The organism is Marinobacter sp. (genome assembly GCF_048259445.1).
Lineage (GTDB): Bacteria > Pseudomonadota > Gammaproteobacteria > Pseudomonadales > Oleiphilaceae > Marinobacter.
In genome coordinates this window covers 127,997-144,568 of record NZ_JBLXHQ010000004.1, presented here as the reverse complement: position 1 = coordinate 144,568, position 16,572 = coordinate 127,997, and the positions used below count along the sequence as shown (strand labels likewise).

Here is a 16,572-nt window from a genome sequence, read left to right as displayed (position 1 = left end):
AGTTCGTCAACGAAAAAAATATAAAAAGACTGTTTTGAATATTATATTTAATTAAAACAGTTATTTATGGCTATAGCGGGTGTTATAAGCCTAAATTATCCGTAAGAAAACGAAAATTTGTTCGTGTGAATACTTTCCATTTCGTCATTCTGAGGTTAGATTTGTGTTGTTTCGAGCTTATTAGAGCTTTTGCGAAAGCTTTTTGGTTCGTTAACGAAGCAATCTGTTGTCGCTTTGCTCGAAGATTTGGCGTCTACAACGCAAGTGTGGCGAGTGCAGCAGTCTGATTTTCAGCGCTAACAAAAACAGGAAGCTAACATGATCGAAAACAACAATGTTCCAACAACCTCTGATACGTCGTCCTTTCGGAAGGCTCCTCTGGCAGCAGTACTTTCGCTGTTGGCGTTGGGAGTAGCTACTCCGGTAATGGCCGAAACTACGTTTGAGGCTGACAATGGCTGGAAAGTGGGCTTCAATGGCCACATTCCCGTTTTTGCGGTGGTCGGCGATTATGACGATCCAAAAGAAGATTCATTCAACATCACTACCGGTTTCAACCCGGCTACGCTTCAGACCAATATTTACGCGCCGATGCAGAACGGCATCCAGGTTTCCGGTCATTTCCAGATGAACGCCAATATCATCACTGGCGATGGTGATACCGACCCTGACTTCCGCAGCCGGGTCGCTGAGATCGCGGTTGCCGGCAATTTTGGTACGGTCAATATCGGTAAAGGTTTCGGTATCTACGGTACACCGGCAATCGATGACAACGGCAGCGGTTTGGGCGTTGGCTTGATCGGCGGCCCGGACGTTGATTCGGCGACAGCCGGCCGTATCGGCAACGGCTATTTCTACGCGGATTTCACCCCTCGGGTAATGTATACATCCAACAGCTTTGGCGGCCTCCAGTTCAAAGTGGGGGTTTTCTCGCCGAGGAAGCTGTCAGGCAATGGCGATGCTGAGTACAGCCTGCCGCGGTTCGAGGGCAATATCGTTTACTCGTCAGATATGTTCTCGCTCTGGTCTAGTGCGTTTACACAAGATGTAGACTCAAAAACGGGAACGTTTGATGACTACACCATGTCCGGCGTTGATTTTGGTGGTTCCGTATCCCTGGGAGGTTTGGGTGTTCGTGCTAACTATGCGATGACTTCAGGCACCGGTAATGCCATATACGCGGCTCGTCTGGACCCCAATGAAGAAGACGCCAGCCAATGGTATGTTGAAACAACTTACGATTTTGGCCGCACCACATTGGGTGCAAGCTATGGTGAGGGTGAAGACGATATCGGCACTGGCGACAACGATACTGATCTCACCATGATTTTTGCCCGCTACAAGGCCACAGATGCTCTGACGCTGATGGCCGAAGTTCAACAGTACGGCACACAGTCAGGCGCGGGTGAATACAACGCCTTTATCGTAGGTTCACAGCTTACTTTCTGAGGTTTAGGTAAGGAAAAACCTCAGCTTCGCTTCCCGGTGGAGCTGTGCTGAAGAAGAAACCAGGAATCCGAAAGGCTTCCTGGTTTTTTTCTGCTCGGCCCGCACCAGAACAGGGCCGTCAGCTTGAAGATTGTGGCGTGCGTCGGCAGGGTGCAGAAAATGGACCAAAAAAAGCTCCGGGCGGACTAATCCGGCCGGAGAAAGGTGCCTGAGAGAGCATCAGGCGCTGTGGTGGAGAGGGTTCCCGGGTAGTGGCGATGAAACTTTATCTGCAAGGTAGGCATCAAGTGCTTTAACATTGTCCTCCGACGCATAGAGACCCTGCTTGGTGCGGCGCCACAAGATGTCTTCGGACGTCATGGCCCATTCGTTTTTCATCAGGTACTGGACTTCTTTTTCATATAAAGTGCCAGTGAAATGAATACCAAGATCTTCCAGCGAAGCGGATCTGCTCAGGATGTCCCGGGCAGTCGTACCGTAGGTCCGGACATAGCGGCTCAGCACATCATCCGGTAGCCATGGGAATTCTTGTCTGAGCGTTGTTGTCAGGCCGGTGTGATTATCAAAATCGCCGCCTGGCAGGCTCGCTGACTTTGTCCAGTGACCACTTGCTTCAGGAAAGAACTGGCAAAGTTTGTCTGTAGCCACCTCGGCCAGTTTCCGGTAAGTGGTAATCTTGCCCCCGAACACGGAGATCAGAGGCGCTTTGCCTTTCTCCTGATTGATCTCAAATGCGTAATCACGCGACGCTTTCTGCGCGTTCTCTTCTTCGCCATCCATAAGCGGGCGCACTCCGGAGTAGGACCAAACTACATCGGAAGGTTTCAGCTGTCGGACAAAGTGCTCGTTTACAATATCCAGTAAGTAGTTAGTTTCCTCCGGCGAGATTTTGGCCTTCTTGGGGTCGCCCTCGTACTCAACATCTGTGGTGCCAATTAAAGAAAAATGATCCTCATAGGGAATCACGAACACAATGCGCTCGTCTTTGTTCTGCAGAATGTAGGCTTCCTGGTCCTGGTTGAGCCGAGGTACAACAATGTGGCTTCCTTTGACCATTCGAATCATTTTGGGGGCGGGCATGGAGAGTGTTTCGCCAAACAGCTTGCTTACCCATGGGCCAGAGGCGTTGACAATAACCTTGGCGGAAATGGTTGTTTCCTTTTCGCTTACCATGTCATGGAGCGTGACTGTCCAGTTCTTGTCACCGCGCTGAGCATTAACGCACTTGGTTCTGGTCATGATCTTTGCACCGAACTGCTGCGCCTTTTTTGCAGTGAGCACAACCAGCCTGGCGTCATCTACCCAACCGTCGGAATACTCAAAGCCTTTCTTGATATCCGGCTTTAAAGGTCCTGATTCATCAAATCGGATGGAGCGCGAGCCTGGAAGAATTTCACGTTTGGCCAGATGGTCATAAAGGAACAAGCCTGCGCGTATCATCCAGGCTGGCCGCAAGTGGGGCCGGTGGGGCAGGCGGAAGCGCATCGGCCACATAATGTGTGGTGAGTTTTTAAGCAGGGATTCGCGTTCGGCAAGGGCTTTCTGGACAAGCCGGAACTCATAATGCTCAAGGTAGCGAAGCCCACCATGAATGAGCTTGCTGCTACTTGAAGAAGTTGCAGATGCCAGATCGTTCATTTCACAGAGCAGCACCCTCAGGCCACGCCCGGCTGCATCCATCGCTATCCCGGTTCCGTTGACACCGCCGCCGACGACGACAACGTCATACTGTTCTTGCTCCATAGTCATTGTTGGTCATCTCCTGATGCCATTGGAAAAGACGCTTTTTTGTTGTGCGAACTTTTCAACGTTCAAATAGATTATTGGAACATTATGCGAAACACGTGGATATTCGTAAAGGAAAATATGGAAAACAAACGAAGATGTTTCGGGAAAGTATAAATGCAGGCCTTGATTTGCGAACACTGAGGCGGTTAAACGAGGTGGAGCTGGATGCTGTGTTCGTTCAGAAGCTGAGTGATTTCGGCAGGTGGTTGTTGGTCCGTAAACACATGATGTGCCTGTGTAATGCTGCCTAGCCTGACCATTGCGTTGCGACCGAATTTGGAGTGATCGGCGGCGAGTAATACCTTGTTGGAGTTGGCAATAATGGCCTGTGCCACGCGGACTTCGCGGTAGTCAAAGTCAAGCAGTGAGCCGTCATTGTGAATGCCGCTGATCCCGATGATGCCAAAGTCCATCTTGAACTGATTGATAAAATCGCGAGTGGCTTCGCCCACGATGCCCCCGTCGCGACTTCTTACTTCGCCGCCGGCGATGATCACGTGAAAGTCTTCCTTGGACGAGAGAATAGAGGCGACATGAAGGTTGTTGGTCACAATCTGCAAATTGCTTTTTTCGAGCAGGGCCTTGGCTATGGTTTCAGTGGTTGTGCCGATATTGATGAAAATTGAAGAATTGTCGGGTATCAGCGCAACCATGGCCTCCGCGATGCGCTCTTTGGCTTCCAGGTCCATGATTTTTCTGGCCTGGTAGGCAGTGTTTACTGTGCTTGAATCAATTCCGGCCCCGCCGTGGTGCCTGCGGAGTTTCTTCTCTTTTGCGAGTTCGTTCAGATCCCTGCGGATAGTCTGGGGGGTTACCTTGAATTGGTCTACTAGCTGCTCGGTCGTTACAAAACCGTTCTGCTGGATCAGTTCCATGATCAGATCCTGTCGCCGCCGCTGTGCCATTCAATAGCCCTCCGTTGTGTGTAGCGTTGTTCTTATTCGAAATAATGAGTGTGTGTAAGCGCTACAAAAATAAAGTTTAGCCTTTTTCGATGTTTTATGCAGCCTTTTGAGTAGGTTGGCTGTTTGCTGGCGGCTGTTGTCTTCGAAACTTCTTGGCATTCATGTTCAAAAAAGTAAAAATACGAACAAATAAGAAAGCGAGGACGAAAATAAAATGAGCCAGTACCTACTTTCCATTGACCAGGGCACAACGAGTTCCCGGGCCATACTTTTTGATTTACAAGGCAATATACACGCAGTTCGTCAGCAGGAATTTCCCCAGCATTTTCCGAACAGTGGCTGGGTGGAACATGATCCAGAGGATATCTGGTTGTCAGTGAAACAAACCTGCGACACGGTGATGTCGGAAGAGTGTGGAGAAGGCGATGAGGTTATTGCCGTGGGCATCACAAACCAACGCGAAACCACCATTGTCTGGGACAGGAACACTGGTAAGCCGGTTTATAATGCGATCGTCTGGCAGGATCGGCGGACAGCTTCTTACTGCAAATCACTCAAGAGCGCGAGCCATGAGCCAGGGGTTCACAGTAAAACCGGGTTGTTGATCGACCCTTACTTTTCTGCCACCAAAATCCGCTGGATTCTGGAAAATGTTCCGGGCACCCGTGAGCGAGCCGAACGCGGTGAGCTGGCTTTTGGAACGGTTGACAGCTTTCTGCTCTGGCACCTGACTGGTGGGCGTGAGCACAGAACCGACGCCACCAACGCAAGCAGGACGCTGCTGTTCAATATCCATACACAGCAGTGGGATCCGGAGTTGCTGGAGCTGTTCGATATTCCCGAATCACTATTGCCAGAGGTTATGGACTCTGCAGATGATTTCGGAGAAATCAGCGCTGGCGGAGCGCTCAACGGCGTATCTGTATACGGAGTGGCCGGCGATCAGCAGGCGGCTCTGTTTGGCCAGACCTGTTTTGAAGTCGGTATGGCCAAAAGTACATACGGTACCGGCTGTTTTCTGATGCTCAACACCGGCGACAAGGCGCTGCAATCGGAACACAGGTTGCTAACGACCGTTGCCTATCGCCTGAATGGCAAGCCTACCTATGCTATGGAGGGTAGTATCTTTATCGCCGGAGCGACCATTCAGTGGTTACGCGATGGTCTTCAATTGATTCAGAACGCCTGTGAGACAGAGCCGTTGGCAGAAGGAACGCCGATAGATCACGGAGTGTATCTGGTTCCTGCCTTCACAGGCCTTGGCGCTCCGTACTGGGATCCGAATGCGCGCGGTGCAATTTTTGGTCTGACCAGAGATACCGGCATAAAGGAAATTGTCACGGCGGGTTTGCAGTCCGTTTGCTATCAAACCAAAGATCTGCAAAAAGCGATGGAAAAGGACGGCATACGACCAATTAACCTTCGGGTTGATGGTGGCATGGTTGCGAATAACTGGGTTCTCCAGTTTCTTGCGGATATTCTGGGTGCACGAGTGGACCGGCCGTCTCTTGTAGAAACCACCGCCTTGGGTGTCGCTTATCTGGCCGGGCTTAAAGCCGGTGTATACGGATCACTGGATGAACTCGCGAGTTTGTGGCGGTGTGACCGGAGCTTTGAACCGGTAATGACAAAGAAAAAACGCGACGAGCTATATGACGGATGGATTCAGGCGGTTCATAAGCTCTGAGCAGCCCTTGCGATGTTCCCGGGCTCAGGTGGGGAAGAGGGGCGTGTCAGCGGACGCCCAGTTCCTTCAGTCGTTTGTATAGAGTATTCCGGCTGATCGACAACTCTTTGGCAGCGCTCGACACATTGCCGTTGCATCTGTGATAGACCCGCAGAGTATGAGCGTGGTTATCTTTTGCATCGTTTTCCTGTTGATCGCACTGTTTAGTTGGTTTCAGTGGTAAAGCATCCGGGAGATCTGTATTTCCGGTTTGAACCGGTGAGGCTTTGGCGTCGAATTCGGCCAGGAAATCCGCCGGTAGATGCCATATCTGTATGTCTTCACCGTCAGCAATGGCGATGGCCACCCTCAAAACATTCACCAGTTGGCGGATGTTGCCCGGCCAGGGATGGTTCTCCAGCGCAGACAGAACTTTCGGTGCCAGGGATTCGCTCTGGACCGGGTCGCGATGCTGGCGGTAGATGTTCTGAATGAGATTGCGTTTGTCTGTGCGGTTTCGAAGTGCTGGAAGCTCAATACATAGCCCGTTGATTCTGTAATAAAGGTCAGCCCGGAATTGTCCCGATTCAATGCTGGCCTGGGGGGAGCGGTTTGTTGCTGTGATCAACAGGATATCGACAGCCACGTTTTCGGTGGCCCCAACGGGCGTGACCACGCGTTCCTGTAGCACACGGAGCAGCCTCGATTGCGCGGACAACGGCATCTCGCCAATTTCATCAAGAAACAGTATGCCTTTGTGGGCCTTTCGGATAAAACCGAGAGAGCCTTGGGCCCGGGCACCCGTAAATGCACCCGCCTCGTAGCCGAATAATTCGGATTCCACCAGTTCTGGCGGGATAGCCGCGCAGTTCACTGCAACCAGGGGTTGATCCCTGCGATGAGTTGCCTTGTGCAGGGCGCTCACCAGTACTTCCTTGCCAACGCCGGTCTCACCGGTTATCAAAACCGGCACACCCCGTTCAAGAACTTTCAGGCTCTGCTCGGCGCAGCGACGAACCGATGCATCACCATATTCGAGGCTGGAAAAATCCGAAAGTTTGTTCCAGGCAGAGGGATTGTGTTGGGTGGGGGGTTCCGGAAGTTGCTTTCCTGTCTCCAGAAGCGGTTTTTTGATAGACGAAGGGCGCTTGAGGCGAGCGCTTAGCCGAACCTTACTTTTCGTTGTCAGTTGTATCGGGCTGTGTTCGGGATGTCCAAGGATATGGTTTCGATGAGTGGTAAAGAGATCATCGAGCCTGGCGTCTGTGGTTTGCGTACCCAGTAGCTGATCAGCTCTTTGGTTGCTGGCGACGATCAGGCCTGAGTCATCGCACACAAGTATACCCGACCAGGGGCTGTCGAAGTTGTCAGCAGTGGTGTTGAGCGTGATCTGAAAATGATCGGATTCGAATTGCCGGTTGAGCAGGCGGTTTTCCACAGACTGGGTAAGCAATCGCACCATGCCGAGTGTATGTGCTTGTGGCAGATAGGCATCGCTGAAAACACTCAACACGCCGGTAAGCTGTCTCCGGGCGTCAAATATAGGAGCGGCGGAGCCGATGATGCTCCTGTGGAGTTTGAGAAAATGTTCGTTCCTCTGTATCTGGACAGCTCTGCCAGTGGCAATTGCGGTGCCTATAGCATTGGTGCCGCACTGCTGTTCCTGCCAGTTTGAGCCTGCCTGAAACCAGGGCTTCAGACGGGTTTCGGTGATGCGCTGGTCGCCCCAGCTTTTAAGGACAGTGGCGTGATGGTTTGCCAGAAGAATCAGGCACCGGCTGTTGGAGAGCACGTTACGGTAATAGGGAAGCACCACTGCCTCTGTGCTCGAGAGCAGTTCATCGTAGCGGCGGCCTAAATCCTCCAGTCGAACAGAGTCGAGCTCTGGCGGGGTTGGTTCGTGCTCGTGGTCGAGGCCCCACGCGATACAACGTTCCCAGGATTTCGCGACGTCGCTTCGATCATCCAGGTGTTTGTTCTTCCTCATCAGGCTGCATCTCTATGTTCGTTTTTATATTTTTCAGAGTCGGCACCGGGAGACATTTGCTCAGGTCTGGCCCGGAAACTGTTCAATCATCTGTGTAAATGGTGTTCAGGTCAATGTTCAGTTTGAACAAAGTATTGTTAACCGAACATTTGTATTTTCGGTTTAGAAATGATCGCAAAATAAAAAATTGTTTAACATCAATGTTATAGAGGTTTGTACGTATGTCTGTAAAAGAACTGGTACAGGCTTTGCGTTAATAATTTCGAAATTGAATTTCCGGGTGTTTGTTTTCGTATCCGGATGCGTTTCCACAAGAACAACAAGGAATGCTTATGTCCTTAACACTGGAGAATATCTCCCGCACGGTCGACGGCGTCGATTATGTTCGGGACGCCAACCTCACTTTCGAGGCCGGCTCCTTCAATGTTCTGCTTGGCCGTACGCTGGCCGGTAAAACCTCAATGATGCGACTGATGGCAGGGCTTGATAAGCCGACACAAGGTCGCGTGCTCTATAAGGGCGAGGACGTTACCGGGCAAAGTGTGCAAAGCCGGAACATTTCGATGATCTATCAGCAGTTCATTAACTACCCCACGCTTTCCGTTTACGAAAATATTGCTTCACCGCTGCGCCTGGCCAAAATGGCAGAATCGGAAATTGATCGCCGGGTAAAAGAAACGGCGTCGATGCTGCAGATTGATCCCTTGCTTAAACGCTATCCGCTTGAGCTCTCCGGCGGCCAGCAGCAGCGCACTGCGATGGCGCGCGCGCTTGTGAAGGATGCAACCCTGGTGCTTTTCGACGAGCCGCTGGTGAATCTTGATTACAAACTGAGGGAAGAGCTTCGAGCGGAACTCAGGGATCTCTTTCGCGAGCGCCAGTGTATTGCAGTTTACGCAACAACAGAGGCGAATGAGGCTCTGGCGTTGGGTGGCACCACAACTCTGCTGCACGAAGGCGGCGTTGTTCAGACCGGACCGGTCATGGATGTCTATCGTGCCCCGGTAAATACCCTGGCCGCGCAGTTGTTCAGCGAGCCGCCCATGAATATGGTTCGCGGCAGGGTTACAGACACCGAAGTTACCTTTGATGAATATTCCCACCATGCACTGACCCAGGAGCTGGAAAAACTCACACCTGGCGACTATTGGTTCGGGATTCGCCCCAGCCATATCGCGTTGGTTCCCGCCAATGACGACGATCTTGAAATGTCCATGGAAGTAGCGCTCAGCGAAATCAGTGGTTCTGAAACCTTCATGCATGTCGAGAACAGTCATTTCGAGATGGTCATGCAGCTGATGGGGGTTCACCAGTACCACACCGGTGCGCCGGTCAAGGTCTACTTGCCGATCAATAAACTGTTCGTCTTCGATAACGATGAGCAACTGGTGCATACACCATCCCGGGTTTCAGGAGGGTCTGTCTGATGGCTGAAATTCAATTGAAAGCGTTGGCGCACAGTTACAGTGACACACCATCCGGGCCGGCTGATTACGCCATTCGCCAGCTTGATCATGTTTGGCATAAAGGAGGTGCATACGCATTGCTTGGACCTTCGGGGTGTGGCAAGAGCACAATGCTGAACATCATCTCGGGGCTGGTGCAGCCTTCCGAAGGCGAGGTACTTTTTGATGGAAAACGGGTAAACGAGCTGTCACCGCGGGACAGAAATATCGCACAGGTATTTCAGTTCCCTGTTATCTACGATTCGATGACGGTATACGATAACCTCGCTTTTCCACTCAAAAACAACAAGGTACCTGCCTCCAAAATCAAAGCGCGGGTCCACGAGATCGCAGCGGTCCTTGAGATTGAGGATAAGCTTTACAAGAAGGCAAAAAATCTGACGGCGGATGAAAAGCAGAAAGTTTCCATGGGCAGGGGCCTGGTTCGGGAAGACGTCTCGGCGATTCTCTTCGACGAACCCTTAACGGTTATCGACCCTCAGCTCAAATGGAAGCTGCGTCGGAAACTCAAGCAGATCCATGAGCAGTTTGACATCACCATGGTGTACGTCACACACGATCAGCTTGAAGCGTCTACTTTTGCTGACAAAATTGCCGTGATGTACGACGGCCAGGTAGTTCAGTTCGGCACGCCCACTGAGCTGTTCGAGGCACCCAACCACACGTTCGTTGGTTACTTTATCGGAAGCCCCGGTATGAATATCGTTGAGGTTGAGCGGTGTTCCGGTGGCGTATGTTTTGATTCTACCGTTCTGCCGCTTGAACTCTGGCAGGTCGATCTTCTCAAGCGCATGAGATCCGATAATCTCAAGATTGGCATCCGCCCCGAGTTTATCGAGATTTCGCCAATCCCCTCTGACGACACCTATGAAGCAGAAGTCCTGGATATAGAAGATCTTGGCACCTACAAGATCGTGACTGTCCAGCTTGGCGAGCAGGAGATGAAGGTGCGCCAGACCGAGGAATTTGATGCCAGCATTGGCAGCCGCATACACCTTTCATTCCCGAAACAGTGGTTGATGCTGTATGTGGATGAATTTCTGGTACAGGAGCAACAGTGATGGACAAGATCCCCGATAACCGCGCCTGGTGGCTCGTTCTGCCAGTATTCCTTCTGGTTGCCTTTTCGGCATTGATACCTCTGATGACCGTAGTCAACTATTCGGTTCAGGATATTTTTGGCCCTGGCCAGGCATTCTTCGTTGGTACCGAATGGTTCAAGGAAGTGCTGGCTGACGAACGCCTTCAGGATTCCCTCGTAAGGCAGTTTATCTTCTCCGGATTTGTGTTGTTGATTCAGATTCCGCTTGGCATTGGCGTGGCCCTGATGATGCCGAAATCCGGTATCAAAGGCTCTCTGTGCCTTATTCTGATTGCCATTCCGCTGCTTATACCCTGGAACGTAGTCGGCACTATCTGGCAAATCTTTGCCCGCGGCGATATTGGGTTGTTCGGCTGGGCTATTAATGAAATCGGCATTGATTACAACTACACGGGCGACACTCTGGATGCCTGGCTGACGGTTTTGCTTATGGACGTCTGGCACTGGACACCATTGGTTGCTTTGCTCTGCTACTCCGGTTTGCGTGCTATTCCGGAGGCCTTTTACCAGGCGGCAGAAATTGACCGGGCATCGAAGTGGGCAATATTCAGATACATCCAGCTCCCGCGTCTGAAAAGTGTTTTGATCATTGCAGTACTGTTGCGATTTATGGACAGCTTCATGATCTATATCGAGCCATTTGTTCTCACTGGCGGAGGACCGGGAAGCTCAACAACGTTCCTGAGTCAGACGCTGACAACCATGGCAATAGGGCAGTTCGACCTCGGGCGCGCAGCAGCATTCTCGTTGATCTACTTCCTGATTGTATTGCTGATTTCATGGTTGTTCTTCACTGCTATTACTCACGCCGATAAAGAAAAATAAGGAGAGTGTGATGAGACAGACACGTTCCAAGAATATCGGGATAACCGTTTTTATCCTGCTGCTTCTGACTCCTGTGTACTGGCTGCTGAACATGTCGTTCAAAACCAGTCAGGAAATTCTTGGTGGCCTCACGCTGTGGCCACAGAATTTTACGCTGGATAACTATGCGGTGATTTTTACGGATCCCAGTTGGTATAACGGCTACCTCAATTCAATGGCGTACGTATCGATAAACGTCGTTATAACCTTGTTGGTGGCGCTGCCTGCAGCCTATGCGTTCAGCCGATACAAGTTCCTCGGTGACAAGCATCTGTTCTTCTGGCTGCTGAGCAACCGGATGGCGCCGCCTGCGGTCTTCCTGCTGCCGTTCTTTCAGCTGTACTCGTCAATTGGTCTTTTTGACACCCACATTGCCGTCGCGCTGGCCCACTGCCTTTTCAACGTGCCACTGGCGGTCTGGATTCTTGAGGGCTTCATGAAGGGCGTTCCCCGTGAGTACGACGAGATGGCCTACATTGATGGATACAGCTTTCCCAGATTTTTTGTGAAAGTGTTTCTGCCGATGATCCGTTCGGGTATTGGCGTGACAGCATTCTTCGCCTTCATGTTCTCCTGGGTCGAACTGCTGCTGGCGAGAACCCTCACCTCGGTGGATGCTCAGCCTATCGGGGCGATCATGACCCGGACGATCGGCGCCAGTGGCATTGATTGGGGCGTTCTGGCTGCGGCCGGTGTACTGACAATTATCCCCGGACTGCTGGTTATCTGGTTCGTTCGCAACCACGTAGCCAAAGGCTTCGCTCTCGGACGAGTATAAGGAGGATTCCCATGATTGCCTGGATGAACTGGACACCTACTGTTGTTGTTTTCTTTGCGGTTATTGCAATGATACTTGCGGTAATGACCGTTTACGAAATTGTTTCCCCTTGTAGCGAGCGCAAAGGCTTTCTGCCGATCGAGACGACGCGCGGAGACCGTTTGTTCATCGGTTTGCTGTCTGCAGCGTACATTCACCTGACGTTCCTTGCCGTCAGCGACATTACGCTATGGGTGGCGCTGACGGTCTCGGTGATTTGGCTCTTGGTCTTGCTGCGCTGGGGCTGAACGATCAGGGTGATTGGCTGTATAAAAATACTTCTGAGAAAATTAAACGAAAAGGTTGTAAAGAATTCGAAAACGAACTATTTTCTTTTTAATGATCGAAAACGATCATTGGTGTTTCTCAAGCAGACACGTTTCATGGTTCAAGTGCTGTAACAAGCCCAAACGAAGCGCGGTTTTACTTCGCTTCATTCATAACAAAGCAAATGAGGTTGGATATGTTCAAAAACAACAAATATCCGAAGACCCTGCTACTGAGCGCCGCAATCGGCGCTGTCAGTATGGGGCTGAGCATGCATGCCAGTGCTGATCAGTACTCGGACGCAGCTGAGAAGTGGGTAAACGACTCTTTCAAAAAGTCTACCCTTACCAAAGAACAGCAAATGGAAGAGATGGCCTGGTTTACCAAAGCCGCGGAGCAGTTCCGGGGTATGGAAATCAATGTTGTATCTGAGACGATTGCCACTCACGAGTACGAATCCAGCGTGTTGGCCAAGGCATTCTCTGAAATTACCGGTATCAAGCTCACCCATACCCTGATCCAGGAAGGCGACGTTATCGAGAAGTTGCAGACCCAGATGCAGTCTGGCCGCAACATCTACGACGGTTACGTGAACGATTCCGACCTCATCGGCACGCATTTCCGCTACGGCAAAGTGGTGGCCGTTGAAGACATAATGAATGGTCCCGGCAAAGATCTTACGTTGCCGACCCTCGATCTTGAAGATTTTATCGGGCTTGATTTTACCACCGGGCCCGATGGCAAGCTTTACCAGCTGCCTACTCAGCAATTTGCCAACCTTTACTGGTTCCGTGCGGACTGGTTTGAGCGTGAGGATCTGAAGAAGCAGTTCAAGGAGCTGTACGGGTATGATCTCGGTGTTCCAGTGAATTGGTCAGCCTATGAGGACATCGCGGAGTTCTTCTCGGTTCACGTCAAGGAGATCGATGGCAAGAAAGTATACGGCCACATGGATTACGGCAAGAAGGATCCGTCTCTCGGATGGCGTTTTACTGACGCATGGTTCTCTATGGCGGGTGCCGGCGACAAGGGACTGCCGAATGGCTTGCCAGTTGACGAGTGGGGTATTCGCGTTGAGGACTGCCGCCCTGTAGGTTCAGACGTATCACGCGGTGGTGCTACGAACGGCCCGGCAGCTGTTTACGCGACTGAGAAGTATGTCGACTGGATGCAAAAGTACGCCCCGCCCGAAGCGACGGGAATGACTTTTTCGGAATCTGGCCCCGTGCCTGCTCAGGGCAATGTTGCTCAGCAGATTTTCTGGTACACAGCCTTTACGGCCAGCATGATCGAAGAGGGTCTGCCGGTAGTTAACGAAGACGGGACTCCGAAATGGCGTATGGCGCCTTCCCCACGTGGACCTTACTGGGAAGAAGGCATGAAGCTGGGTTATCAGGATGTAGGTTCCTGGACGTTCCTGGACTCGACTCCCGAGAAGCGCCGCCTCGCGGCCTGGTTGTACGCTCAGTTTACCGTTGCTAAAACCGTGTCTTTGGAAAAAACCATTGCGGGTCTGACTCCAATTCGCGAATCCGATATCAACTCGGATGCGATGTCGGAAATGGCACCAAAACTGGGTGGTCTTGTCGAGTTCTACCGCAGCCCGGCGCGGGTTCAGTGGTCACCTACTGGCACCAACGTACCGGATTATCCGAAACTGGCGCAGCTCTGGTGGCAGTATGTTGCTCAGGCTGCCAGCGGCGAAGCGACAGCGCAGGAAGCTCTTGATGGTCTGGCCAAGGCTCAGGACCGCGTTATGGAACGGCTTGAAAGAGCCAATGTTCTGGCTACCTGTGGTCCAAAGCTGAACGAGCCCCGCGATCCGCAGTACTGGTTCGATCAGCCTGGCGCACCCAAGCCCAAACTGGCAAATGAAAAAGTGCAGGGTAAAACTGTACCTTATAAGGAACTGCTGAAAACCTGGGAAGACGCTCGCGAGAGCTGATTTCTGAAGCGCAATGCCTGCCGCAATGGGACCCTGATGTTGCGGCAGGCAAAGCACCGTTGTCACGGTGGGTTTGGCCGGTTGCTTATCTTTCCCCACATTTAAAGCATTTCAAGGTAGCCCCTCCCGGGGTAAGCCCTGCCGGCCCTTTTTCTGCTGTTTCTCCCGTTATGTTCCGGGCAAGCGGTGAAGGTATCAAACATGCACAGAATTTCGATCATTCACCGGCTGTATGCCGGCTTCGGGTTCCTTTGTCTGATCATCGCCAGCTGGGGAGCTTTCAATATCCATATCATGTCCTCTTTTTCCGGGACGACCGATAAACTCACATCGGATTATTTCCCCCTTGGTGCATTGATTCAGGAGCTGGAGGCCAACCGTTCAGAGGCGGGAAAGCAGATGCTGTCATTGCTTTCCGCCACTGATCCGGAGCTGCTCACCATAAGACTTTCCGCTCTGAATGCGACTGTTGAAGATATGAGTAGAGGCGCAGCGACGGTTTCGTCGTTTCATAACCCAGAGACATTTCCAGCCGTCTATTCCGGTAGTCAACCTGTTATTGAGCGAGTGAAAAACCTTGGGTCATCAGCGGTAAAGCTTGGTGAATTCAAGTTGTCGGTACTTGAGGTATCCGAGGTAGTCAATGAGGGCCTGTCAGCGTTTCTGGCCAACAACGCAGAAATCAAACGTCTCCTTGTCAGAGAAGGTACGGAACCGGCAGGAGATGATATTTATATTCGTGATCTTTTTACCACGGTCATGGAGAACCTGGCGAATATCGAACTGTTGATTATGCAGATGGTCAGTACCGAAGATGCTCGTAGACTCGGAGATATCGTTGAAAATCTCAGGTTCAACACTCAGACCATTGAGCAGGACATCAATGCACTGGTTGCAGAAGTTCCAAGGCTCGAGGCTTTGCCGCCACTGATACAGACATTTTTGGCAGCGGTTAACCAGAGCGACGGAATTATCAGCCAGTATCTGATGTATCGGCAGGATCAACTCCGGCTTGAAGAAGCCGCAAGTTCAATTGAACGTGACCTGAATATTCTTGCTTCCAATCTGGATGAGATGAGGAGGGAGGTTTCAGATCATGCCACAGCGACAGTTTCTTCACTGGATGAGCTGGCGCGGTATTCAGAGCAGCTTGTTTATTGGCTGCTTCCATTGGTGATCCTTTTTGCGCTGGCCACTTCCTTGTGGCTTGCCGGAATGATCAGTCGACCGCTTAAAGCCACGCTTGCGCATCTGGCTGCCATGGCGAAAGGGGACTATTCACGTCGTCTCGAATTTAACGCCAGGGGCGAGTTTGTCGACCTCAAAGCATCCGTTAACCAATTGGCGGACGCCATGGCAACGGTCCTCGGGAGCTTGCAGCAGGCTGGTGCTGATATTGCGGTCATTGCATCCGGCAATGCCCGGTTTGCAAGAGACTTCAATGAACGAATCCGTGGGCAATCAGACGAGCTCGGAGCTATTGCAGCTGCAATGACCGAGATGGAGGCCTCCTCAAGAGAAGTTGCCGGCTCGGTGCGTGAAACTCATGATCTTGTAGGTCAGATCAATCTTCAGGTTGCGGGAAATCTTGAGGCAGCCGAGAGGGGAAGCCGCTGTGTTGCCGGCCTGGAAACTCAGGCTGAGCATACGGCGGGCAAGCTTTTGCAGCTTGAAAAGGCGTCACTTGATATCGAACGGATTACTGCAACGATAGACGGTATCGCTAACCAGACAAACTTGCTGGCACTCAATGCGGCCATTGAATCTGCGCGGGCAGGAGAGGCTGGTCGCGGGTTTGCCGTGGTTGCCGATGAGGTTCGAAGCCTTGCCCGAAAAACCACAGAAAGCACGGATACCATACGCTCTCTGGTGGAGCGTCTTCAATCCGAGGCTTCAGAATCCGTAAGCTCAATGAACGCCAGCTTCTCTGAGCTGGGTGCGGTCAGAACACTCATTGAGGGTGTATCCGAGGGTGCCGAAAAAATCCGTAACGCCATGGCACATATACATCGCGGAGCGGACCAGATCCGTCACGGTATGGATGAACAGGAAGGCGTAAGCCAGTCGGTTACGCGGCAAGTTAACGACATAAGCTGTTCCGCTACGGAAAGTCTGGATCAGATTGATGGGTTAGTGACGACCTGTGAACGGCTGGAGGCATCGGTGGCTGATATTGAAACTCTGGCGGGGCGTTTTCGAGTTAGTTAGACAGATCGAAGGTTGGCGTTTTCGTGTTTCCTTATAGAAAAATCGTCTTTCTTTCTGTTCTTTTTTGCTTGATTATGTTCGTTTTCAAACATTATTATAGATTTTGTG

General features: G+C 51.5%; 12 protein-coding genes. 9 read left to right on the top strand and 3 right to left on the bottom strand.

Annotated elements, in window-relative coordinates; translation table 11 throughout:
* Positions 1 to 318 precede the first annotated feature (318 nt).
* Positions 319 to 1,449: a porin gene (locus ACN0RL_RS04665; RefSeq protein WP_417514200.1), complete on the top strand. Its 1,131-nt coding sequence runs from the start codon at positions 319 to 321 to the stop codon at positions 1,447 to 1,449.
* A gap of 219 nt (positions 1,450 to 1,668) precedes the next feature.
* Here the strand turns inward: ACN0RL_RS04665 and glpD are convergent, their stop codons facing one another.
* A complete protein-coding gene (gene glpD, locus ACN0RL_RS04660; RefSeq protein WP_417514198.1) occupies positions 1,669 to 3,198 on the bottom strand; it encodes a glycerol-3-phosphate dehydrogenase in 1,530 nt (509 codons plus the stop codon).
* Positions 3,199 to 3,383: 185 nt separating this feature from the next.
* Complete coding sequence (locus tag ACN0RL_RS04655) at positions 3,384 to 4,142, bottom strand: DeoR/GlpR family transcriptional regulator (protein WP_417514196.1); 759 nt, start codon at positions 4,140 to 4,142, stop codon at positions 3,384 to 3,386.
* Positions 4,143 to 4,356: 214 nt separating this feature from the next.
* Between ACN0RL_RS04655 and glpK the strand changes: the two genes are divergently transcribed.
* The gene (glpK, locus tag ACN0RL_RS04650) at positions 4,357 to 5,829 is read left to right on the top strand and encodes a glycerol kinase GlpK (protein WP_417514194.1); all 1,473 of its coding nucleotides are present in this window, start codon (positions 4,357 to 4,359) and stop codon (positions 5,827 to 5,829) included.
* A gap of 46 nt (positions 5,830 to 5,875) precedes the next feature.
* Here the strand turns inward: glpK and ACN0RL_RS04645 are convergent, their stop codons facing one another.
* Entirely contained in the window at positions 5,876 to 7,795 is a 1,920-nt protein-coding gene (locus ACN0RL_RS04645; protein ID WP_417514192.1) for a sigma-54-dependent Fis family transcriptional regulator, read from the bottom strand.
* A gap of 332 nt (positions 7,796 to 8,127) precedes the next feature.
* On the opposite strand from ACN0RL_RS04645, the gene ACN0RL_RS04640 reads away from it, so the two are divergent.
* The 7 genes from ACN0RL_RS04640 (at position 8,128) to ACN0RL_RS04610 (ending at position 16,464) form a co-directional block, all read left to right on the top strand.
* Positions 8,128 to 9,222, top strand: a complete 1,095-nt coding sequence (locus tag ACN0RL_RS04640) for an ABC transporter ATP-binding protein (protein ID WP_417514190.1) — start codon at positions 8,128 to 8,130, stop codon at positions 9,220 to 9,222.
* Positions 9,222 to 10,322: an ABC transporter ATP-binding protein gene (locus tag ACN0RL_RS04635; protein ID WP_417514188.1), complete on the top strand. Its 1,101-nt coding sequence runs from the start codon at positions 9,222 to 9,224 to the stop codon at positions 10,320 to 10,322. The genes ACN0RL_RS04640 and ACN0RL_RS04635 overlap by 1 nt, the downstream gene beginning before the upstream one ends.
* The gene (locus ACN0RL_RS04630; RefSeq protein ID WP_417514186.1) at positions 10,322 to 11,188 is read left to right on the top strand and encodes a carbohydrate ABC transporter permease; all 867 of its coding nucleotides are present in this window, start codon (positions 10,322 to 10,324) and stop codon (positions 11,186 to 11,188) included. Before ACN0RL_RS04635 ends, ACN0RL_RS04630 begins: the two co-directional genes overlap by 1 nt.
* 10 nt (positions 11,189 to 11,198) lie before the next feature.
* The gene (locus tag ACN0RL_RS04625; protein ID WP_417514184.1) at positions 11,199 to 12,005 is read left to right on the top strand and encodes a carbohydrate ABC transporter permease; all 807 of its coding nucleotides are present in this window, start codon (positions 11,199 to 11,201) and stop codon (positions 12,003 to 12,005) included.
* 11 nt (positions 12,006 to 12,016) lie between these two features.
* Positions 12,017 to 12,292, top strand: coding sequence for a DUF2160 domain-containing protein (locus ACN0RL_RS04620; RefSeq protein ID WP_417514182.1), 276 nt, complete (start codon positions 12,017 to 12,019; stop codon positions 12,290 to 12,292).
* A 215-nt stretch (positions 12,293 to 12,507) separates the two neighbouring features.
* Positions 12,508 to 14,256, top strand: coding sequence for an ABC transporter substrate-binding protein (locus ACN0RL_RS04615; protein WP_417514180.1), 1,749 nt, complete (start codon positions 12,508 to 12,510; stop codon positions 14,254 to 14,256).
* Positions 14,257 to 14,457: 201 nt separating this feature from the next.
* The gene (locus ACN0RL_RS04610) at positions 14,458 to 16,464 is read left to right on the top strand and encodes a methyl-accepting chemotaxis protein (RefSeq protein WP_417514178.1); all 2,007 of its coding nucleotides are present in this window, start codon (positions 14,458 to 14,460) and stop codon (positions 16,462 to 16,464) included.
* Positions 16,465 to 16,572 lie beyond the last annotated feature (108 nt).